This window comes from Fimbriimonadaceae bacterium (assembly GCA_023957775.1).
Classification (GTDB): domain Bacteria; phylum Armatimonadota; class Fimbriimonadia; order Fimbriimonadales; family Fimbriimonadaceae; genus JAMLGR01.
The window spans coordinates 42,739-61,093 of the sequence record JAMLGR010000020.1 but is presented as its reverse complement, the minus strand read 5'-3'; the positions used below and the strand labels follow the sequence as shown (position 1 = coordinate 61,093).

Here is an 18,355-nt window from a genome sequence, read left to right as displayed (position 1 = left end):
CATACTACTCGCGCGCTGGCTCCAGAACCCCCGCCTTCCAGCAGGCCGAAGCGTGGTCTGTCGATACCGGAATCAGGTCCGGTTCCCGGTCGCACTTCTCGAATCGGAACGGGCAGCGGGGGGCAAAGGAGCACGCCGTCCCGAGGGTCGCAAAGTCGGGCGGATAGCCTCGGATCGCCTCCAGTCGCACCGCCCCGGGCTGGGGCAACGCATTGAGCAGGGCACGGGTGTAAGGATGTTCGGGTCGGCGAAGCACGTCTTCCGAGGCCCCGGCCTCGACGATCCGCCCGGCGTAGAACACTCCGATGCGGCTCGCCAAGGTGCCGATGACCCCGATGTCGTGCGAGATGAGCATCACCGCGGTGCCGACCTGGTCCTTGAGCTCTTGGATGAGCCGTAGTATCTGTGCCTGAAGAGTCACGTCGAGGGCTGTCGTCGGCTCGTCCGCGATAAGCACCTGCGGTTTGCAGGCGAAGGCCATGGCGAGCACGACGCGTTGGCGCTGGCCGCCGCTCATCTGGTGCGGAAACTTGCGCGCCGAGCTCTCCGGCACGGGCACGCCCACCTTCTCGAGCATCTCCACGGCCTGAGTCCAAGCCGCCTGCTTGGAGAGGCCGTGATGGAGGCGCAGCACCTCGCCGATCTGATCACCGATCCGCATCATCGGATTGAGGCTCGTGAACGGGTCCTGCATCACGAGCGCGATCTTTTCGCCGCGGACGTCCAGCCATTCGCGCGGCCGAAGCTGCGTGAGGTCGCGCCCCTCGAACACGATGGACCCTCCGGTGATGCGGCCCCCGGTGGGAACCATGCCCATCAGGGCGAATCCCGTCATCGACTTCCCGCAGCCGCTCTCGCCGACGACGCCGAACGTCTTGCCGGCCTCGAGGTCGAACGAAACACCCCGCAGCACGGCGACGTCGCCGAAGGAGAGTTCCAAGTCGCGCACTTCCAGCACGGGCATGGGGGAGATTATGCCTTGTATACTCGCCGCATGCCCGAAACGATCCGAGTCGTCGTCGCTGATGACGAGGCTCCCTATCGAAGCGCACTGCAACGGACGCTGACGCTGATGCCGGAGTGCGAACTGGTCGCCGTGTGCAAGGATGGGCGCGAAGCGCTGGACGCGTGCCTGGCCGATCCGCCCGACGTGTTGCTCACCGACATCAACATGCCGGCCCTCAGCGGCATCGAGGTCACGCGCCAACTCCTGAAGACCGAGAAAGATGTCCGCGTGGTGATCCTCACCGTCGAAGAGGACTCGGACATCGTTTACGACGCGTTTCGCGCGGGCGCCCTGGGTTACCTGTTGAAGAGCTCGACGCCCCAGGACGTCATCGAAGCGATTCGCCTGGCCGAGCGCGGCGAGGCCAAGATCACGCCCAAGATCGCCACGAAGGTGATCGAAGACTTCCGGCGCATCCGCGAAGACGAGGAGACCGACGACACCGAGCTGTTCGTGTTGAGCGACCGCGAGAGCGAGATCCTCGAGCTCGTGGCCCAAGGCCTGCGGAACAAGGAGATCGCCAACCGTCTCTGCATCGCCGAGAAGACGGTCAAGAACCACGTGAGCAACATCCTCAAGGCGCTCCAGGTCAACAGCCGCACCGAGGCGGCGATGAAGGCCGTCCGAGCCAAGCTCGTGGACCGACCCTGATGGATGATTTCGGCGCGCCGAGCCCCCCGCAAAACAAACCCGGCCGCTCGCCGATGATGTGGGCGGTCGTCGCGATTCTCGCCACGGGCTGCTGCCTTCTCATCGTTCCCGCCCTTCTCCTCCCGGCGCTCGCGCAGGGCCGCGAGCTCAAGCGCGCGTCGGACTGCCGGCTGTACCTGAGGCAGATCGGGGGCGCCCTCGATATGTACACCGCCGACTTCGACGGCCATTACCCGACGGCCGAGTGGATGGATGCCCTGGGCGGCCGCATGCCCCGCGAGAAGTTCCTGCACTGCCCTTCGGTCGACCCCGAATACGGCTACGCCTTGAACGCCGAGGTCGTGGGGATGGAACGCGAGAAGATCGAGGATCCCAAGACCCCGCTCGTGTTCGATTCGAACATCCCAGGTCGCAACGCGGTGGGCGGCATCGAGTCGATGCCCAAGCCCGAGCGGCACCTGCACCAGAACAACGTACTGCAGGTCGGCGGCGCCATCGAAGCCACCCCGCCGAAGAGCTAGTGTAGCGTCTCACTAGTTTCCCAGCGGGCCGTGGCGAAAGGCGCAAGAGGCACCCCTCGCCCCTCCGGGGGAGAGGGGCTGGGGGTGAGGGGTCCGGATCGCTGGAATTGAAGCTGAAACCGCGCCAAAACGGGCCCCTCACTAGCCCCTCTCCCCCAGAGGGGCGAAGGGAGCCAGAGGGCCCAACCGGGGCCTCGCTGCCCTGAGATTAGTGAGACACTACACTAGCGTGAAACCCTCTGCGCCGCTGCGCCTCTGCGTGAAACGCCCCCTCCGCGCCTCCCAACCGAACAATCCATGCACCCGTGCGTCCTCACCGATGGGAGAGTAAGGAGAAGGTTCATGTTGAAAAAGAGTTTCCTGGTCGGTGGCGTCCTCGGCATCTGCGCGCTTGCGCTGGCCGCCGGCGCCCTGCTCGGCGCGCGCGGCCAAGGCGTAGCCCGGTCCGAGGATCAGCGCGAAGCGACGTTTCGGCTCCAAGTCACCAAGTTGACCTCTGATCCGCCTCGGTTGGGAGGCGACTTCGTCATCGACGTCAACGGCCGCAACGCAAGGCACGTGGCCATCACGCTTCGAAAGCTCCGGGACCTTCAGGTTGGCGGGCCGGCCCGCAACGTGTGCGAGTTCAGTGGAGCGGCGGTGATGCGCGTGGCGACGCCCACCGGCGTCCAAACCGTCGAAGGTGTGCTTGAAGTCCGGGTCCTCGACCACCGCGAGGGGTCCGACGACAGCGGCCGGGACCAGATTCGCGTGGGATTCCACCGACCCGGGACCGAGATCCGTTACGAGTTCGCCGGCGCCGTCACGCGCGGCGACATCGACGTCTTCGTCCGAACCCGCGACTAACCGGGTGCGCGAAGGCGCCCTTTGAGCCCGGGGTCTCGCTGCAACTCGACCCCGGGCACCGTCTGCGACCTCTCCGAGGTCGTCCTTCGACACCCGCTAACCCGTTCCACGCCCGCCCGACGGGCGAACGTTCAGCGTCCGAGCGGCATCGCGTCCCGGACGTTCTTGAATGCCTGGAGCGCGAAGGCCAAATCCTCGTGCGAGTGCGTCGCGTTGGGCATCGTCCTGAGGCGCGCCTTGCCGAGGGGCACCGTCGGGTACACGATGGCGAGCGCGTACACGCCCTCCTCCCAGAGCGCTTTCTCCATCGCCTGCGCCTGGGCCTCGTCGCCGACATAGACCGGCGTGATGGGCGTTTCGCTGCCCATCGTGTCGAAACCGGCCTCCGCCAAGGCGTTCTTCCACCAACGGGTGTTGTCCCAGAGCTTCCGCATGGGTTCGGGGTCGTTCTCCATCACGTCGAGCGCGGCGATCAGCGACGCGGCGATCGCAGGCGGATGCGCGGTGGAGAACAGGTAGGGGCGTCCGCGGTTGATGAGCCACTCCTTCAACGGTCCGGACCCGGCGATGTAGCCTCCGACCACCCCGAGAGCTTTGCTCAGGGTGCCGAGCTGGATATCGACGCGGCCGTACAGCCCGAAGTGCGACGTGGTGCCCGCGCCCTTGTCCCCCAACACCCCGCTCCCGTGGGCGTCGTCCACCATCACAAACGCATCGTACTGCTCCGCGAGATCGACGATGGCGGGCATGGGGGCGATGTCTCCATCCATGCTGAACACGCCGTCGGTGATGATCATCTTCTTCTCGAAGCCCGCCGCTTGCGCGCGCCGGAGGCAATCCTCCAGCCCATCCATGTCCTTGTGCGCGTAGACCCAACCGTCCGACTTTCGGTAGGACGCGGAGGAGAGCCGCACCCCGTCGATGATCGAGGCGTGGTTGAGCTCGTCGCTGATGATGACGTCCTGCTTGGTGACGACCGCGGGGATGCATCCGCTGTTGGCGGTGAACCCACTGGTGAAGACGAGGACGGCGTCGACGTGCTTGAACGCGGCCAGCCGCCGCTCAAGCTCATCGTGCACCTCCATGGTGCCGCCGATCCATCGCACCGCGCCCGCGCCGACGCCCCACCGCTCGACGGCCTCGACCGCCGCGGCGCGCACCTTCGGATGGTTGGCGAGCCCGAGATAGTTGTTGCTCGAGAGGTTCACCACCTCGCGGCCGTCCATGCGAACGCGTCCTCCCGCGGGCGTTTCGAGGATCCGCGGCGTCTTGTAGAGATGGTGGTCGCGAAGGTCTTGGAGCTGGGAACCCAACCAGGTTTGGAAGCGGGCGTTCATGGCGGCACCAGTTTACACGGGGGGTCCCACGGGCCTCACTCTATAATGAATGCGCGCGTCAGGAACTGGTCCCGCAATCCGGTGCGTAATCGAATTCGAAGCTGAAACGAGATGTTGTTCACGCTGCTCAAAGACAAGACGATCACTGGCGAAGACCGCGACTCGCTGTTCGAGGCGCTCTTGCGCAACTCGTACCGCCAGGCTTACAGCTTGGCTTGCCGTCTCACCGGCAACAGCGCGGAAGCCGAGGATCTGGTCCAGGAGACGTTCCTGCGCGCCTACAGGTTCTTCCACCGTTACGACGAGAAGCTGCCGTTCACGAGCTGGCTGTACCGCATCATGACCAACGCGCACATCGACGGGGTGCGGCGGCGGGGTCGACTCAAGACCACCAGCTTCGAGCAGCCTGCGGGCAGCGGCGTCTCGACGTGGGAAGTGCCCGACCCGGACGCCGCTCCGGACCGCGCGATGCTTCGGGACGCGATGGGAGAGCACCTTCAAGCCGCGCTCGGCACGATGACCCCGGAGTTTCGAACGGCCGTGTTGCTCGCCGATGTCGAAGGCATGGCCTACGAGGAGATCGCCGACGTGATGGACACGTCGATCGGGACCGTTCGGTCCCGCATCCATCGCGGCCGGAAACAGCTGCGGCGCTATCTCACGAAGCGCTTCCCCCGAGCGTATGGAGAGGTAGGCGAATGAACTGCAAACGCGTCGAGTCCCAACTCTCTGCTTTTCTGGACGGCGAACTTCCGGGGTCGGAGATGCTGGACATTCGACGACACCTCGGCCGCTGCAGCGCCTGTGCCGCGGAAGTCGAGTCGTTGCGGATGTTGAAGGCGCTTCTGGGTGGAACGCCGGAGCCTGCGCCCGGAACCGAATTCGAGAACCGCCTCGTGGCGCACGTCTTCACGCAGCGCGATGGCCGTCGCTTCTCCGCTCGCCGCGCCGTTCCAATCGCCTTTGTCGCCACCGCCCTCGCGGCAGGCGCCATCGCTTGGGTGCTTCAGCGCCCCGCCTCCGACGCCGACGCGCTGACGGCGGAAGCCACGGCTCCCTACGATCTCGACCTCCAGCGGGACCAGGCGTTCTATGCGGGGACGGACCCGTTGAGGACCAGTGCCCCGATCGTCCCGACGAGTTATGGCGGCCGTTAACCGGATCGGAATCGCCGCCGCGGCGATGGCCGCCTTGTGCGGCGCCGCCCAAGCCGCCCCTCGCGGACTGGCCGAGGATTGGCGCGCCCGCAAGCTGCTGCTGCTTTCGATGGAGAAGGGACGCGACACCAACGTCTCCGCGATCGTCACGCAGATCGGCTCGGCCGGAAAAGTCCAGATCAAGCTCGAGCAATCCTCCGACGGGTTTGAGCGCCACACGATTCTGCAACCCCTGAGCATGCAAGGCGTGACGTCCGTGGACGACGGCCGCACGTGGATGATGTACTGGCCGGACGAGCGGCGCGTGCTCAGCCAGGAGTCGCCGCGGCGCAGCCAGGCGGACGCCGACGAGCGCGTGCGTCTGGCGGACAAGAACTACGACCTGAAGATCGCCTCGGAGACGAGCATCGCCGGCCGACGCGCCGTGTGCGTCACGGCCGAACCGCGCAATCGGGAGATGGTCGAGCGGCGCTTCTATATCGACAGCGAGACGTCCTTCCTCCTCCGCATCGAACGGCGACAGCCCGGCTCCGGATCCGAAGTGATCTTCGACACGAAGGCCATCTCGTTTCCAAAGCGGATTCCCAAGTGCGAGCTTTTCTCGAATTCCGATGTGCGCATTATCGAACGGGAACCTCCCGTCACGATCCGCCCCGGCACGAACGTGCGGGAGACCGTCGGGTTCGAGCCGGTCGTCCCGCAGAGCCTGCCCCTCGGCTTCGTGGTGCACGCGGCCCAAATCACCGGCGAGGATTCGCGCCGCTTCATCGCGATCCGCATCACCGACGGCCTGGTCAACGCCACGGTCTACCAGTTCGACGGGCGCCGCGAACGAAGCGACCGTAGCGGATCGCGGGACCGAGGCGTCGAAGCCAATGGGATTCGGTTCCGCCTGGTTGGAGACCTGACGGACGCCGCCAAGGAGCTGATCCTTTCTCGGTTCGTCAGAGACTCCGCACGGGTCCAAAGTCCGGTGTCGGAACTCTCCGGGGGTTGGATTCGGTTGAACCCCAATGGAACGATCGAGCTTTGGATACCGATCGAACAAGGACAGGTGACAATCTAAAATGAGCTTTTTCAATCGAGTGAATCGGCCCGTGTACTGGGCCCTGGGCGCCGGTGTGGCAATGGGCGCCTTTGCAGTGGCATCGGTGATGTCCGGCCACGGAGTCACTCCAGCAGTCGCCCAGGTCGCACATCTGAAACCCGCGGCGAACCTGAGCGTCGACGAGTCCTTCGCCACCCTTCGGGCGATGGACAACGCGTTTGCATCGCTGGCTGAATCCGTGGAACCGTCCGTGGTCAACATCCGAGCCGAAGGCAAAACGGAGAACGCGATCGGCCAGAACGTCCGCATGGGCGGCGAAGGATCCGGCGTCGTCTACCGCTCCGACGGCTGGATCATGACCAACGACCACGTCGCGGGCGGCTTCGACAAGGTCACCGTGGTGCTGGACGACGGACGAGAATTTCCGGGAAAGGTCGTGCGGGCGCCCGAGAGCGATATCGCGATGGTCAAGATCGAGGCGACCGACCTCCCGGCGGCGCGATTCGCCGACAGCGGAGCGGTGCGGACCGGCCAGTTCGCGATCGCGTTCGGCTCGCCGTTCGGGCTCGAGAAGAGCATGACGGTCGGCCACGTGAGCGCCTTGTCGCGCCAGAGCCTGATCCCCGATGAGCGGACGGGCGCGATTCGCAACTACGGGGACTTGATCCAGACCGATGCCGCGATCAACCAAGGCAACTCGGGTGGTCCCCTCGTCAACATCGACGGCAACGTCGTCGGCATCAACACGGCCATCTACAGCGAGACCGGGGGCAGCGTCGGGATCGGATTTGCCATCCCCGCAAACCAAGCCAAGCTCATCGGCGACATGCTGATCGAGAAGGGCAAGGTCGTCCGCGGCTATCTGGGCGTGTTGCCCGAGGATCTGAAGGGTTACCAAGTCAAGGAGCTGGGCGTGCAGGCCGGAGCGGTTGCCACCCAGGTACCCAACGACGGCCCGGCTTCGGCCGCAGGCATGAAGGAGAACGACGTCATCGTTCGCGTCGGGACGTACCCGATCGCAAACCAGGGCGACGTCCGTAACGCGATGTTGCGCTACGGCCCCGGCGAGACGGTTCCCGTTCAGGTCGTTCGGGACGGCACCGAGAAGACCTTGCAGGTCAAGCTTGGCGAACCGCCCGCTCCGCCCACCATGAACGTTCCCGCACCCCAGCGCGGGTCGCGCGGGAACCCCTTCCCCAACCTGCCGCCGGAGTTCAAGGACTTCCAGAAGTTCTTCGAGCGACCCAACCGCGGCCAGGCGCCCCCCGAGGGCGATGTCTCGCCGCTCCGCGAGGGCAAGGCCAAGCTCGGCGTGACCGTACGCGACCTGAGCGACGAGATGCGCAAGCAGTACGACATCACGGCGAAGGTCTCCGGCGCCGTGGTCGTCGGAGTCGAGCCGGGCTCGGTCGCCGAGCGCATGGGGATCGAAGAGGGCGACGTCATCGAACGGCTGGGAGACACGGACATCAAGTCCGCCGCCGATGTCGCAAGCGCCATGTCCGGCGTGGAATGGGGCCAGAGTCGAACGATCCGCGTGGGTCGCTATCAGGGCAACAGCACGATGATCAAGACGATGGACGTGACGTTCCGGTAACCTGCGCGCTGCCCCAACCAAAAAGCCCTCCCGACGAATCGGGAGGGCTTTTCTTGTTTATGCGGGGCCGCAGCGGTCACTTCGGCTGCCGACAATGCTCGCAGAGTCCGACGATTTCGATTCGGATCGCCTTGGCTTCGAAGCCCAAGCGCTCGCCCTGCTCGGTCGTCGCTTTGATCACCGAAGGGGGAAGCGACAACTCGGTCACGCAACCGCATCGCTCGCACACGAGGTGCTCGAGATCGTCGGTGTGCGCGTCTTCGAGACGGCAAGGAAGGTATCCGTCCACCACTCCGATGTGGTGGATGAGGCCGGTTTCGAGCAACGTCGCGAGAATCCGGTAGACGCTCACCACGTCGATCTTGCCGCCCCCGTCTACGATCGCCTCGTGGATTTCGTAGGCGCTCAGCGCTCGGTTGCTCTGGCCAAGTGCCCGGATCACCTGGACCCTGGGCATTGTGATTCGGTACCCGGCGACTCGCAGTTGGCGAATCGCAAACTCCTCGTATCCGCGGGCTTCGGCAACGGAAGCGCGATTGCACGCAGACTGTTCTTCCCTGGTTTTTCGTTCCTTCATTGGCGTGAGTGGGCCTATTGCAGGCTCGAATCAAGCATACCTCTCGCACCCCGACCAACGTTACTGACGTCCAGCAAAAATGCTACACAGTTCGAGTCTGCAACGGGGGGACTTCGACTTGAAGGACGGTTGCGGCGCCGGCCCAAGTTCGTGTGGTGTACACCTTCGGCGCCACCCCGATCAGGGTCCCAATTCGCAAACAGAGAAAAATCTAGGTTCCTTTGAACCTGTGTTTATGCTATGATTGATCCTGATACAAACACCGGTGAGCGTCGGTTCTTGGAAGCGGGGCGCCGGAGGAGGGACAGAATGCAGTTTTACAATCTCAAAACGCGATCTCACGTAGAGGTTCCGGAGTCCGAAGTGCGGAAGATGAAGATGGTCCGCAAGACCAAATCGGGCGAACAGGTTCGCTACGCGCTGACCGCCAACTACCAGGGCAGCAAGCTCTTCAAGTTCATCAACGAGGCCACGTACAAGTCCTCGAACGCGAAGGACGCCTAGCGCCCGCATCGCGGTTTCCAAGACGGGTCTCGGCCAATCGGCCGGGGCCTGTTTCACTTTTGGGACAGGTGAACCCGCCGACCGGCGAAACGTCATCTATCCTATGGCCCTGAAAACCGATCGGGAAAAGTGCGCGCACCTGCTGAGGCGATTCGGCCTCGGAGCCAGCGAAGCCGAGCTGGACTACTACCTGCAGGACGGATTCGATGGAGCGATCGATCGACTGCTGGACTACGAGTCCGTCCAGGAGGCCATCGACCTCGATCCCTCGGAGTTGGCCAACAACAACGGCCAGGTGAACGTCCCGGGGCTGATCACCTGGTGGGGCTTCAAGCTGATCACCACCCGGCGGCCGCTGCTTGAGAAGATGACGCTGTTCTGGCACGACCACTTTGCCACCAGCGCGGCGAAAGTCAACCAGGCGCCGCTCATGTACCAGCAGAACGAGGTGCTGCGCAAGCATGCGACCGGCGACTTCAGAACGCTGCTGCTCGAGGTCAGCCAGGACCCCGCCATGCTCTTTTGGCTCGACAACCAGTTCAACGTGCGTGGCAAGCCCAACGAGAACTTTGCACGCGAGGTCATGGAACTGTTCACGCTGGGCATCGGCCACTACACCGAGAAGGATATCCAGGAGTCTGCCCGCGCCTTCACCGGCTGGTCGATCGGACGCCTCAACCGACAGGCCGAAGGAATACCGAAAGCGACCTTTCTGTACCGCCCCGCATTGCACGACTCCGGCGTCAAGGAGTTCCTTGGAAGCAAAGGCAACTTCTCCGGCGAGGACGTGATCGGGCTCCTTTGCGGCCAACCCCAAACCGCCAAGTACCTGACCGGCAAGCTTTGGGAGTGGTTCGCCTACCCCGATCCCGAACCCGCGCTCGTCGACCGGCTCGCCACGCGCTTCCGCGACTCCGGCCTCGACATCAAGGGCCTCCTCCGCGACATCATGCGCTCCTCCGAGTTCTACTCTGCCAAGGCCGAGCGGAAGGTCTACAAGAACCCGATCGACTTCACCGTCGCCACCATCCGCCAACTGGGCATCGGCGAAGCGACCGCCAACGCCGCCCGAAGCGGCCAGGGCCAAAACCTTCGGGGGCGGCTTCTTCCCGCCACCGCGATGGCGACCTCCGCGAGCGCGATGGGGATGCGTCTGCTGTATCCGCCCGACGTTTCGGGATGGGAAGGAGGCGCCGCCTGGATCTCGTCCGCGACGATGGTCGAGCGCATCAAATGGTCCGACACGCTGTTCGGGACCGTGACGCCAAGCCCGGGATCCCGCCGCCTCGCCATTCGCTTCCCCGCCTTCGGACTCTTCGCCAAGGACCCGACGCCCGCCGGGGTGGTGGACACGCTGCTGTCCCTCTACGACGCCCCCCTGGCCGCCTCCAAGAAGCCCGAACTGGTCAAAGCCGCCGAGATGGCGTCCGACGGACGCGTCACCCAGGCGAATGCGAACGCCACCGGGGGCGCGGTCAGCCGCCTGATCTTCGGGGCGCCCGAATTCCAGTTCGCCTAGCGCCAAAAGGTATCCTGTCCCCCCGATGACGGTCGAAGACCAACTAGCGATTCTCAGGCGTGGGACCACGGAGATCATCAGCGAGGAGGACCTCGCATCCAAGCTGAAGTCGGGCAAGCAGTTGCGCGTCAAGCTTGGCGTCGACCCCACGGTTGGGCATGTGACCCTTGGCTGGGCCGTGGTCCTGCGGAAGCTGCGCGACTTCCAGCGCCTTGGCCACACCGCCTGCCTGATCATCGGCGATTTCACGGCGCAAATCGGAGACCCGAGCGGGAAGAGCAAGACACGGCCCCAACTCACCCGCGAGCAGGTCCAGGCGAACGTGGAGGCCGTCAGCAAGCAGATCTACAAGATCCTCGACCCCGACCAAACCGAGATCTTGTTCAACCGCGATTGGCTGGGCCCCATGACCTTCGAGGACGTGATCCGGTTGGCGGGGCGCACGACCGTCGCCCGGATTCTCGAACGGGACGACTTTGCCAACCGACTCGAGGAACAGCGTCCCATCGCGCTTCACGAGATTCTCTATCCTCTCTGTCAGGCCTACGACTCCGTCGCCATGCGCTCGGACATCGAGTTGGGCGGCAACGACCAGAAGTTCAACAACCTCATGGGGCGCACGCTCATGAGCCAGTACGAGATGGAACCCCAGGTCGTCATGCTCAGTCCGCTCCTCATCGGCACGGACGGCAAGGAGAAGATGTCGCAATCGCTCGGGAACTACGTGTCGATCATCGACGAGCCGAACGACATGTACGGCAAGACGATGTCCATCCCCGACGGCCAGATGGAGAACTGGTTCGAGCTTTGCACCGACGTGCCGATGGACGAGGTGCGGGACCTGTGCGGGCAAGCGGCCGCAGGCTCCGCGAATCCGCGGGACGTCAAGCGCCGGCTGGCGCGCGAGATCGTCGCGCTCTACCACTCGCCCCTGGCCGCCGACGAGGCGGACGCGTACTTCGTCCGCACGTTCAGCGAACGCAAACAGCCCGTCGAAGCCCAGGAGGCGACCATTCCCAAGGAGTTGGCAGCCGACGGATCGGTGGGCATCGCGGCACTGATCACGGCCCTCGGGCTCTCCAAGAGCAACAGCGAGGCGCGTCGGCTGATGCAGGCTGGGGCGGTTCGCTTGGACGAAGAGAAGCTCTCCGAGCCCATGGCGGCGCTGCAACCCGAGGCCCTCTACGGGAAGGTCCTGCGCGTCGGAAAGCACCAGTTCCGCAAACTCGTACCGTAGGATTCCCGAGCGCCCGCGGTCATCCCGAGCGCAGTCGAGGGATCTTGAGGTCCGAGCCGAGCGTGATCGCGGTGGTTGCTGCGATTCTACGGTCCTGCACAGCCAGATCCCTCGACTGCGCTCGGGATGACCTGGGAGCGCGGGATGACCTGGGAGCGCGGGCGGGCTGGGGGCGTTGGTCCCACGCCGGCAACCCGGAGGCACGACTAGTCGTCACAGGAGTGTGAGACGCTGGATCTCCTGGATGGACGCGTGGCGGGCGTTCCGTGATCCCGACCTCCCTAAGTGGGCGCGTTGGCTGCCCGCCCTGGCGCTGGCCTACGGGCTGTCACCGATCGACTTCATCCCCGACATCCTCCCGGTCGTCGGCTGGCTCGACGATCTGGGTGTCGGCGCCACGACGCTGGCCCTGACCTTAGGCGCGGTGCTCAGACACGCTGAGGCCCTTCGGAAAGGCCGCCGCGAGATGTCGACGACACGCTAGTCGAACAGGCTCGCCGCAAAACGGTCCGGCTTGAAATCCAGCAGATCCTCGACCTTTTCGCCCACTCCCACCAACTTGATTGGAACTTTGAACCGGTCGTAAACCCCGATCAACGCCCCTCCTCGCGAGGTCCCGTCGAGCTTGGTCAGGACCAGCCCCGTCACGCGGGCGGCCTTGATGAACTCCTCGGCCTGGCGGATCGCGTTCTGGCCCGTGTTCGCGTCGATCACCAGCAAGATCTCGTCGGGCTTCCGCCCCAGGGCCTTCTCGGCCACGCCAGACACCTTGGCCAGTTCGGCCATCAGGTTGCTCTTGCTGTGTTGTCGGCCGGCCGTGTCGGCCAGCACGAAGTCGGTGCCGCGCGCTTTCGCCGCCGTGATCGCGTCGAAGAGCACGGAGGCCGCGTCCGCCCCGGGCTGGCTCCGAACGAAGTCGCAGCCCACCCGATGCGCCCAGATCTCCAACTGCTCGATCGCGGCGGCCCGAAACGTGTCCCCCGCGGCCATGAGCACGGAGAATCCCCGCTTCTTCAGGAGATGCGCGACCTTGGCGATCGTGGTGGTCTTGCCGGCGCCGTTCACCCCGACGAACAGGTACACGGTCGGTCCCTCGTCCGCCATGTCCAGACCTACGGCCGAAGGCTGGTTGAACCGACGCACGATGGAGGCTTTCAGCGCCTCGCGGATCTCGCCGGGCGTCCGCACGCGTTGCGAGCGCACCTCCTTGCGCAGCTCCTCGAGGATCTCCCCGATCGTGTGCACATTGGTGTCGGCCTGGAGAAGCAGCTCCTCCAGCTCTTCGTAGAGCTGCTCGTCGATCACCCCCCGGCCTGTAAGCCGGTCCACCTGCTGCATCAACCTGCGAAACACAGGCTACAGTGTAGACGTTCGCGCCACGACGGGGTCGGGGACGCCGAGATGGGGTGCCACCGCGGCGCACCACCGCTTCCATTGGGGCGACGCGAGGATCCTCGCAGCCAGCTTCGGAGGGGCGTTGGGCGTCAAGAAGTCTTTGTGCGTTTGGACGCGCATCCGCTCCGTGTCCCGCAGGTCCAGCGGCCGGAGCGTCATCGCGCGGTACACCTCGTACCAGACGAGGACGCGACGGATGTTCTGGCTGGGATAGTGCTTGCTGAACGCGCTCTTGAAACGCCGCTCCTCGGGACTGAGCCGCAACACCTCTTCGCCCGTGGGATCCGAAAACCGATTCAACGTTTGGAGCCAGGTGAGGTACGGATGGTAGAGCGGAAACTCGAGAACGACACCCCCGAACGTGTGGTTGACCAAGAAGTTGGTCGCGTCGTGGTCGAGGTGCCCGTGCTCGAACGCGCCGCAGGCGACGCGATCCGGCTGGACGGCGTTCATCATCGTCTGAAAGCTGGCCTTGAGGAGGGCGAGCTCCTCCAACGCCAAACCGTCTTGGGCGTGGTGGAAGAAGAGCCGGTCCTGCGGGACTCCAAGGCGATCCGCGGCGGCCCGGGCCTCGGCCTCGCGCACGGGGGTGTCGTGCGTCCAGCTTAAGAACACCTCGACGCCATGGGAGGTCAGCACGCGAATCCAGGCGCAGATGGCGATCTCGTCATCGGGGTGGGTGAGGCAGAAGAGCCAGCGCAACTGGGGGTCCGAGTCGAACACCTTCATTCCAGGCCCGCCTTGCGCAGCGCCGACGTCGTCGAACGCCCCTCCAGCAAGGGGAGGAGGACCACCTCCCCACCGTATCCCTGTACCACGGGCGTCTCCGGAAGCTCCTCGAGCCGATAATCCCCACCCTTGACGTGCACCTCCGGCCGGAGGGCCTCGATCAGGGCAATCGGATTCGATTCGTCGAAAATCACGACCGCATCCACGCACCGCAGCGCCGCGAGCACCTCGGCGCGGTCCTCCTGCGGGTGGATCGGGCGATGGGGCCCCTTGCCGAGGCGCCGCACCGACGCGTCCGAGTTGATCCCGACGATCAGGAGGTCTCCATGCGCCCGAGCGGCTTCGAGCAACCGCACGTGACCGGCGTGAAGGAGGTCGAACACCCCGTTGGTCAGCACGAGCCGCTTCCCCTGGCGCAGGCGGACCGCTTCATTCAGATCGACGACACTCAAGGCATCACCGAGAGCATCCTATCCCAAACGGCATCGGGGGTGATGCCCGCGAGGGAATCGGGGTCGTGGAAGCACCGCTCGATTTGGCCGTAGGGGCACGAGCGCTGCGGACGCGTGATCGAGTAGAGGCCGAACGCGGGAACGTCCATCGCCGCGGCCAGGTGGGTGCTTCCCGTGTCGCCTCCTACGTGGCCCAGCGCGTCGCCAACCAGCGCGATCAACTCCACGATCGACGTCTCCCCCACCACGTTCGCCGGAGAGGAGGAGCAGGCGCCTTCGACGCCGGACGCCGAAGCGCGGTCCGCCTCCGCGTTGCCTCCGATGAGCACAGCGCGAACGCCCGACGCCTGGATTCGGTCGATCAGCGAGGCGAAATGCCCGGCGGGCCATCGCTTCGTCGCCCACGCCGCCCCGGGGTTCACCACGACATAGGGAGCGGCCACTCCCCGTTCCGCCAACTTCGCCCGGACGCGCTCGCGCGCCTCGGGATTCGGCTCGAGGCGGAACTCGGCCCGATCGGCGACCCCGCCCACCGCGCGCGCAACGTCCACGTACTGGTCCACGATGTGGTGGGAGGAGGGGTCGGGAAGCACCCGGTCGCTGAAGAACTGCGCTCCCTCGCGCTGCCAGTGGTAACCCACCCTGCGGCCCACGCGCGCCCTCGCGATCGCAAGCGCGCTCTTCAGGAGGCCCTGGAGATCGAGGGCCGCCTCGAATTCGCCCTCGTGGCGCGGCCAGCTCGAAGGACGGAAGCCGGGGCGTGCCCGCACGACGCGATCGACGGCGCCGCAACACTCGACCACCCCGGCGAATCTCGGATCGACCACCCACACGATTTCGCAACCAGGGTGGCCCCTCTTCAACGCCGAGGCGGCCGGGAGCGAGCAGACCACGTCGCCCAACGACGAGAGCCGGCTAACGAGGAAGCGAGCCATCTTCCTCCAGGAAGGCGAGAGCCGCCGCCGCGATCGCCTCGGGGCGGACGTTCGCCGGATCTCCCCCTTCGCGCAACACGGTGCCGCGGTGGGTGTAGGGTCGGTAGCGCGCAGGGTCCATCGGCCCGAAGACCGTGACGGTGGGCACCCCGTAGGCCGCCGCAAGATGCCCACTTCCCGTATCGCCCGAAAGATGGACGGCGCTGCCGGCGATCGCCGCCATCGACTCGCGCAGCGTCAAAGCGCCGACCAAACTGGTCGCCCCCGGCAGTTCGGGGACGGCGTCGCCCGGGCCGCCTGTCCAGACGACCGAGACCCCCGCGGACTGGAGCCGCGCGCCGACTTGGGACCAAAGCGCCGGCGGATAGAGCTTGTTTGGAGCCCCGGCTCCCGTCGAGAGGGTGGCAAACGGGTCCTGGGGAAGGCGGGGAAGAACCGCCTCCCGCTCCCGAGTCAGGTCCGGAAGGATGGGCCCCGACGGAGCGGGGAAATCGCCAAGCTCTCCGAGCACCGCGAGATGGGCTTCCACCGTATGCAGGGCCCCGATCTCCGTCCGGCAAGGCCGGTTCAAGATGCGGGCGAAGACGTCGGTCGCAGGCACGCTCACCGAGCGCTTGGGCGACGCAAGGCGCAGGCAAAGGGCGGTCTTGCTGTGCCCTTGAAGGTCGATCCCGAAGTCGAAGCGGAACCGGCGCAGCAGGAGGTAGTGGCGAACCTGGTCGCGCCACGTTGCGACCGACCAGCTTTCGCGCTTCCAGCGATCGCGGGGAAACTCCTGCACGTGGTCGACGAGCCGCCGCGTGTCGATCACCGGCGCACAGCGGCTGTCCACGGCCCAGGCGATGAACGCGCCCGGAATGGCCTGGCGGACGGCGGTGACCGCCGGCAGCGCCATCACGCAGTCGCCGATGGCTGAAAAGCGGACGAACAGGAACTTCGGGCCACTCACAGCAACCCCTTGCGGCGGGCGGATTTCCAACGGTCGTGCAGCCAGAGCCACTGTTCGGGGTGGCGGCGGATCGCCTCCTCGATCGATCGGTTCACCGCGCGCGTCATGCCCTCCACCTCGTCGAAACCCTCGTCGGCTGCCAAGGGTGAGTGCACCTCGAGTCGGTACCGGTTCGGGCCCAACCAGATGGAGTAGATCGGGATGATCGGCGCACCGGTCCGGTAGTGGATCACCGCGGGCCCCTGCACGGTCCCGGCCGGCATCCCGAAGAACGGCACGTAGGACTCCTCGGTGTTCTGGTCGGGCAAGATCGCCACATAGCCGTTCCGCCTCAGGGTGGTCAGGATCCCGCGCATGGCGCTGCCCCGGGAAAGGACCTTGAGCCCGGCCGCCTCGCGCAGCTCGCCCACCATCGCGTTCAATTGCTCGTCGTCGGCATCGCGCGCCACCACGTGGAGCGGCGTCCCGATCGCGGAGAAATAAGCCGCGGCCCGCTCCCAATTGCCGAAGTGGCCGGTGATTATGACCACACCCTTCCCCAGGGCACTTGCCGCGTCGAGGTGTTCCATGCCGACGATCTCGACATAGCCGTCCATCACCTCTTGCTGGGATCGTCCCTTCGTTCGAAGGAAGTCAGCGATGACGCGTCCGAAATGGAGGAACACCTCGCGTGCGATCCGCTCGCGCTCGGCTTCGTCCAGCTCCGGCAGGGCGAGTGCGAGATTGGAGCGCGCCCGCTCGCGGAACTTGCCGAACGTGCGAAAGAAGAATCGGCCCAGGCGCTCTCCCGAGCGTTCGGCGGCCTCCGGGGACTTGCGCACGAACCACATCTGACCCACGGCAAACGCGAGCGCACCCAAGCGGCCCTCAAGCTTCTTTTGAACGCGACTCCACTTCATCGAGTTTACGATCCAGCCATGCCGCAAAGGCGTCCGCAGGCTCGAGGCGGACCCGGTGGCGCGCAACCAACCACCTGCGCTCCCCCGCGTCGCTCCGCTCCCGCAGCTTCACCCAATCCTTGGCGGTCACCACGACAGGTTGGTCGCTTGGCAATCGCTCAAGGAGGTTACCTTCCGTCAACGGGTCGTGATCGGGGAGGACGAGGATTGGATCGAGCGTCAGCCCCATGGCCCTCAGCGCATCGCAGAAGCTGTCGGGACGGCCGATCGCGCACAACACCGACGCCGAGTCGGCGACTTCGACCCTTCCTCCCTGGGGACTCTCCAGCACGAGCGGATCCGCGACCACGCCGAACGTCCCGGGAAGCACCAAGTCGGCCCGACGCAGGGCGTTCGGCGGCTCGCGAAGGGGACCCGCGGGAAGGCACATCGTGTTGGGAGAGTTCGACTGGAGGACGATCTGGACGTGCTTGACGAGGGGCAGATGTTGAAACCCGTCGTCCATCAGGAGCACAGCGTCGGGATGCGCCTCGGCGACGCGCCTCGCCGCCTCGACGCGCGCACGGCCCACGACAAGCGGCACGGCGGGCAGAAGCTCGCGCAACAGCGCCGGCTCATCCCCCCACTCCGACGCCCGGAGCGGCCCCGCCGGGGCGAGGGTCGCACCCGATTCGTGGGGCCCGCCATAGCCGCTGCACCCGACGACGACCTTGCGACCGGAGGCGGCGATCCGTTCGGCGAGGTGCACCGTCAAGGGGGTCTTGCCGCTTCCTCCGGTCGCGAGGTTTCCCACACACACGACCGGCCGATGCGCTTCCACAGGTCGCTTGAGCCCCCAGCGGTAGACCAAGAGGTAAAGCCGCCATCCCGCCGCGTAGAGCAGCGACAGGGGGTACAGCAACGTGCGCAGCGCGCGCGCGCCCAGCGAACGGCCCTCCCACACCTGCGTCGGCACCATCGGGCCGATTGTGGCACGGGCTGGCCAACAACCCCGGT

Annotated in this window: 21 protein-coding genes; 11 read left to right on the top strand and 10 right to left on the bottom strand. The window is 65.7% G+C overall.

The annotated features are described in order from the left end of the window. Nucleotides 1-4: 4 nt before the first annotated feature. Complete coding sequence (locus M9921_15030) at nucleotides 5-964, bottom strand: ABC transporter ATP-binding protein (protein ID MCO5298160.1); 960 nt, start codon at nucleotides 962-964, stop codon at nucleotides 5-7. 30 nt (nucleotides 965-994) lie between these two features. Between M9921_15030 and M9921_15025 the strand changes: the two genes are divergently transcribed. From M9921_15025 to M9921_15015, 3 genes are all read left to right on the top strand, one after another. Further along, entirely contained in the window at nucleotides 995-1,657 is a 663-nt protein-coding gene (locus M9921_15025; GenBank protein ID MCO5298159.1) for a response regulator transcription factor, read from the top strand. Continuing rightward, entirely contained in the window at nucleotides 1,657-2,178 is a 522-nt protein-coding gene (locus M9921_15020) for a hypothetical protein (protein MCO5298158.1), read from the top strand. The genes M9921_15025 and M9921_15020 overlap by 1 nt, the downstream gene beginning before the upstream one ends. A 342-nt stretch (nucleotides 2,179-2,520) precedes the next feature. Then, complete coding sequence (locus M9921_15015; GenBank protein ID MCO5298157.1) at nucleotides 2,521-3,024, top strand: hypothetical protein; 504 nt, start codon at nucleotides 2,521-2,523, stop codon at nucleotides 3,022-3,024. A 131-nt stretch (nucleotides 3,025-3,155) separates the two neighbouring features. Here the strand turns inward: M9921_15015 and M9921_15010 are convergent, their stop codons facing one another. Continuing rightward, on the bottom strand, nucleotides 3,156-4,361 hold the full coding sequence (locus tag M9921_15010; GenBank protein MCO5298156.1) for a glycine C-acetyltransferase: 1,206 nt from the start codon (nucleotides 4,359-4,361) through the stop codon (nucleotides 3,156-3,158). Nucleotides 4,362-4,472: 111 nt separating this feature from the next. Between M9921_15010 and M9921_15005 the strand changes: the two genes are divergently transcribed. Genes M9921_15005 through M9921_14990 form a run of 4 tightly spaced genes read left to right on the top strand, consistent with a single transcriptional unit; the run spans nucleotide 4,473 to nucleotide 8,163 of the window. Next, nucleotides 4,473-5,063, top strand: coding sequence for a sigma-70 family RNA polymerase sigma factor (locus M9921_15005; GenBank protein ID MCO5298155.1), 591 nt, complete (start codon nucleotides 4,473-4,475; stop codon nucleotides 5,061-5,063). Continuing rightward, on the top strand, nucleotides 5,060-5,518 hold the full coding sequence (locus M9921_15000; GenBank protein MCO5298154.1) for a zf-HC2 domain-containing protein: 459 nt from the start codon (nucleotides 5,060-5,062) through the stop codon (nucleotides 5,516-5,518). Before M9921_15005 ends, M9921_15000 begins: the two co-directional genes overlap by 4 nt. Beyond that, nucleotides 5,505-6,584 (top strand): hypothetical protein, encoded by a 1,080-nt coding sequence (locus tag M9921_14995; GenBank protein MCO5298153.1) that lies wholly within the window; start codon nucleotides 5,505-5,507, stop codon nucleotides 6,582-6,584. Before M9921_15000 ends, M9921_14995 begins: the two co-directional genes overlap by 14 nt. A gap of 1 nt (nucleotide 6,585) precedes the next feature. Beyond that, nucleotides 6,586-8,163, top strand: a complete 1,578-nt coding sequence (locus tag M9921_14990) for a trypsin-like peptidase domain-containing protein (GenBank protein MCO5298152.1) — start codon at nucleotides 6,586-6,588, stop codon at nucleotides 8,161-8,163. Between the two features lie 76 nt (nucleotides 8,164-8,239). Here M9921_14990 and M9921_14985 read toward each other — a convergent pair whose 3' ends face one another. Then, entirely contained in the window at nucleotides 8,240-8,605 is a 366-nt protein-coding gene (locus M9921_14985) for a transcriptional repressor (GenBank protein ID MCO5298151.1), read from the bottom strand. Between the two features lie 444 nt (nucleotides 8,606-9,049). On the opposite strand from M9921_14985, the gene M9921_14980 reads away from it, so the two are divergent. The 4 genes from M9921_14980 to M9921_14965 all read left to right on the top strand — a co-directional run bounded on the left by M9921_14980 (nucleotide 9,050) and on the right by M9921_14965 (nucleotide 12,484). Further along, nucleotides 9,050-9,244 (top strand): hypothetical protein, encoded by a 195-nt coding sequence (locus tag M9921_14980; GenBank protein ID MCO5298150.1) that lies wholly within the window; start codon nucleotides 9,050-9,052, stop codon nucleotides 9,242-9,244. A gap of 103 nt (nucleotides 9,245-9,347) precedes the next feature. After that, entirely contained in the window at nucleotides 9,348-10,763 is a 1,416-nt protein-coding gene (locus M9921_14975) for a DUF1800 domain-containing protein (GenBank protein ID MCO5298149.1), read from the top strand. Between the two features lie 25 nt (nucleotides 10,764-10,788). Further along, complete coding sequence (tyrS, locus tag M9921_14970; GenBank protein ID MCO5298148.1) at nucleotides 10,789-12,000, top strand: tyrosine--tRNA ligase; 1,212 nt, start codon at nucleotides 10,789-10,791, stop codon at nucleotides 11,998-12,000. A gap of 223 nt (nucleotides 12,001-12,223) precedes the next feature. Continuing rightward, the gene (locus M9921_14965; GenBank protein ID MCO5298147.1) at nucleotides 12,224-12,484 is read left to right on the top strand and encodes a YkvA family protein; all 261 of its coding nucleotides are present in this window, start codon (nucleotides 12,224-12,226) and stop codon (nucleotides 12,482-12,484) included. On the opposite strand, the gene ftsY is transcribed toward M9921_14965, so the two are convergent. Genes ftsY through lpxK form a run of 7 tightly spaced genes read right to left on the bottom strand, consistent with a single transcriptional unit; the run spans nucleotide 12,481 to nucleotide 18,317 of the window. Further along, the gene (gene ftsY / locus M9921_14960; protein ID MCO5298146.1) at nucleotides 12,481-13,353 is read right to left on the bottom strand and encodes a signal recognition particle-docking protein FtsY; all 873 of its coding nucleotides are present in this window, start codon (nucleotides 13,351-13,353) and stop codon (nucleotides 12,481-12,483) included. The genes M9921_14965 and ftsY overlap by 4 nt on opposite strands. 3 nt (nucleotides 13,354-13,356) lie before the next feature. Further along, nucleotides 13,357-14,124, bottom strand: a complete 768-nt coding sequence (locus M9921_14955; GenBank protein ID MCO5298145.1) for a PIG-L family deacetylase — start codon at nucleotides 14,122-14,124, stop codon at nucleotides 13,357-13,359. Continuing rightward, complete coding sequence (rfaE2, locus tag M9921_14950; protein ID MCO5298144.1) at nucleotides 14,121-14,576, bottom strand: D-glycero-beta-D-manno-heptose 1-phosphate adenylyltransferase; 456 nt, start codon at nucleotides 14,574-14,576, stop codon at nucleotides 14,121-14,123. The genes M9921_14955 and rfaE2 overlap by 4 nt, the downstream gene beginning before the upstream one ends. Then, nucleotides 14,573-15,511: a glycosyltransferase family 9 protein gene (locus M9921_14945; protein ID MCO5298143.1), complete on the bottom strand. Its 939-nt coding sequence runs from the start codon at nucleotides 15,509-15,511 to the stop codon at nucleotides 14,573-14,575. Before M9921_14945 ends, rfaE2 begins: the two co-directional genes overlap by 4 nt. Beyond that, on the bottom strand, nucleotides 15,492-16,460 hold the full coding sequence (locus M9921_14940) for a glycosyltransferase family 9 protein (protein ID MCO5298142.1): 969 nt from the start codon (nucleotides 16,458-16,460) through the stop codon (nucleotides 15,492-15,494). Before M9921_14940 ends, M9921_14945 begins: the two co-directional genes overlap by 20 nt. Continuing rightward, nucleotides 16,457-17,359: a lysophospholipid acyltransferase family protein gene (locus M9921_14935; GenBank protein ID MCO5298141.1), complete on the bottom strand. Its 903-nt coding sequence runs from the start codon at nucleotides 17,357-17,359 to the stop codon at nucleotides 16,457-16,459. The genes M9921_14940 and M9921_14935 overlap by 4 nt, the downstream gene beginning before the upstream one ends. Beyond that, nucleotides 17,328-18,317: a tetraacyldisaccharide 4'-kinase gene (gene lpxK / locus M9921_14930; GenBank protein MCO5298140.1), complete on the bottom strand. Its 990-nt coding sequence runs from the start codon at nucleotides 18,315-18,317 to the stop codon at nucleotides 17,328-17,330. Before lpxK ends, M9921_14935 begins: the two co-directional genes overlap by 32 nt. Between the last annotated feature and the right edge of the window lie 38 nt (nucleotides 18,318-18,355).

Bases quoted from the DNA above. Each gene is read 5' to 3' on its own strand.
- M9921_15030 (MCO5298160.1), bottom strand. From the start codon at position 964: ATGCCCGTGCTGGAAGTGCGCGACTTGGAACTCTCCTTCGGCGACGTC.
- M9921_15025 (MCO5298159.1), top strand. From the start codon at position 995: ATGCCCGAAACGATCCGAGTCGTCGTCGCTGATGACGAGGCTCCCTAT.
- M9921_15020 (MCO5298158.1), top strand. From the start codon at position 1,657: ATGGATGATTTCGGCGCGCCGAGCCCCCCGCAAAACAAACCCGGCCGC.
- M9921_15015 (MCO5298157.1), top strand. From the start codon at position 2,521: ATGTTGAAAAAGAGTTTCCTGGTCGGTGGCGTCCTCGGCATCTGCGCG.
- M9921_15010 (MCO5298156.1), bottom strand. From the start codon at position 4,361: ATGAACGCCCGCTTCCAAACCTGGTTGGGTTCCCAGCTCCAAGACCTT.
- M9921_15005 (MCO5298155.1), top strand. From the start codon at position 4,473: ATGTTGTTCACGCTGCTCAAAGACAAGACGATCACTGGCGAAGACCGC.
- M9921_15000 (MCO5298154.1), top strand. From the start codon at position 5,060: ATGAACTGCAAACGCGTCGAGTCCCAACTCTCTGCTTTTCTGGACGGC.
- M9921_14995 (MCO5298153.1), top strand. From the start codon at position 5,505: ATGGCGGCCGTTAACCGGATCGGAATCGCCGCCGCGGCGATGGCCGCC.
- M9921_14990 (MCO5298152.1), top strand. From the start codon at position 6,586: ATGAGCTTTTTCAATCGAGTGAATCGGCCCGTGTACTGGGCCCTGGGC.
- M9921_14980 (MCO5298150.1), top strand. From the start codon at position 9,050: ATGCAGTTTTACAATCTCAAAACGCGATCTCACGTAGAGGTTCCGGAG.
- M9921_14975 (MCO5298149.1), top strand. From the start codon at position 9,348: ATGGCCCTGAAAACCGATCGGGAAAAGTGCGCGCACCTGCTGAGGCGA.
- tyrS (MCO5298148.1), top strand. From the start codon at position 10,789: ATGACGGTCGAAGACCAACTAGCGATTCTCAGGCGTGGGACCACGGAG.
- M9921_14955 (MCO5298145.1), bottom strand. From the start codon at position 14,124: ATGAAGGTGTTCGACTCGGACCCCCAGTTGCGCTGGCTCTTCTGCCTC.
- M9921_14945 (MCO5298143.1), bottom strand. From the start codon at position 15,511: ATGGCTCGCTTCCTCGTTAGCCGGCTCTCGTCGTTGGGCGACGTGGTC.
- M9921_14935 (MCO5298141.1), bottom strand. From the start codon at position 17,359: ATGAAGTGGAGTCGCGTTCAAAAGAAGCTTGAGGGCCGCTTGGGTGCG.
- lpxK (MCO5298140.1), bottom strand. From the start codon at position 18,317: ATGGTGCCGACGCAGGTGTGGGAGGGCCGTTCGCTGGGCGCGCGCGCG.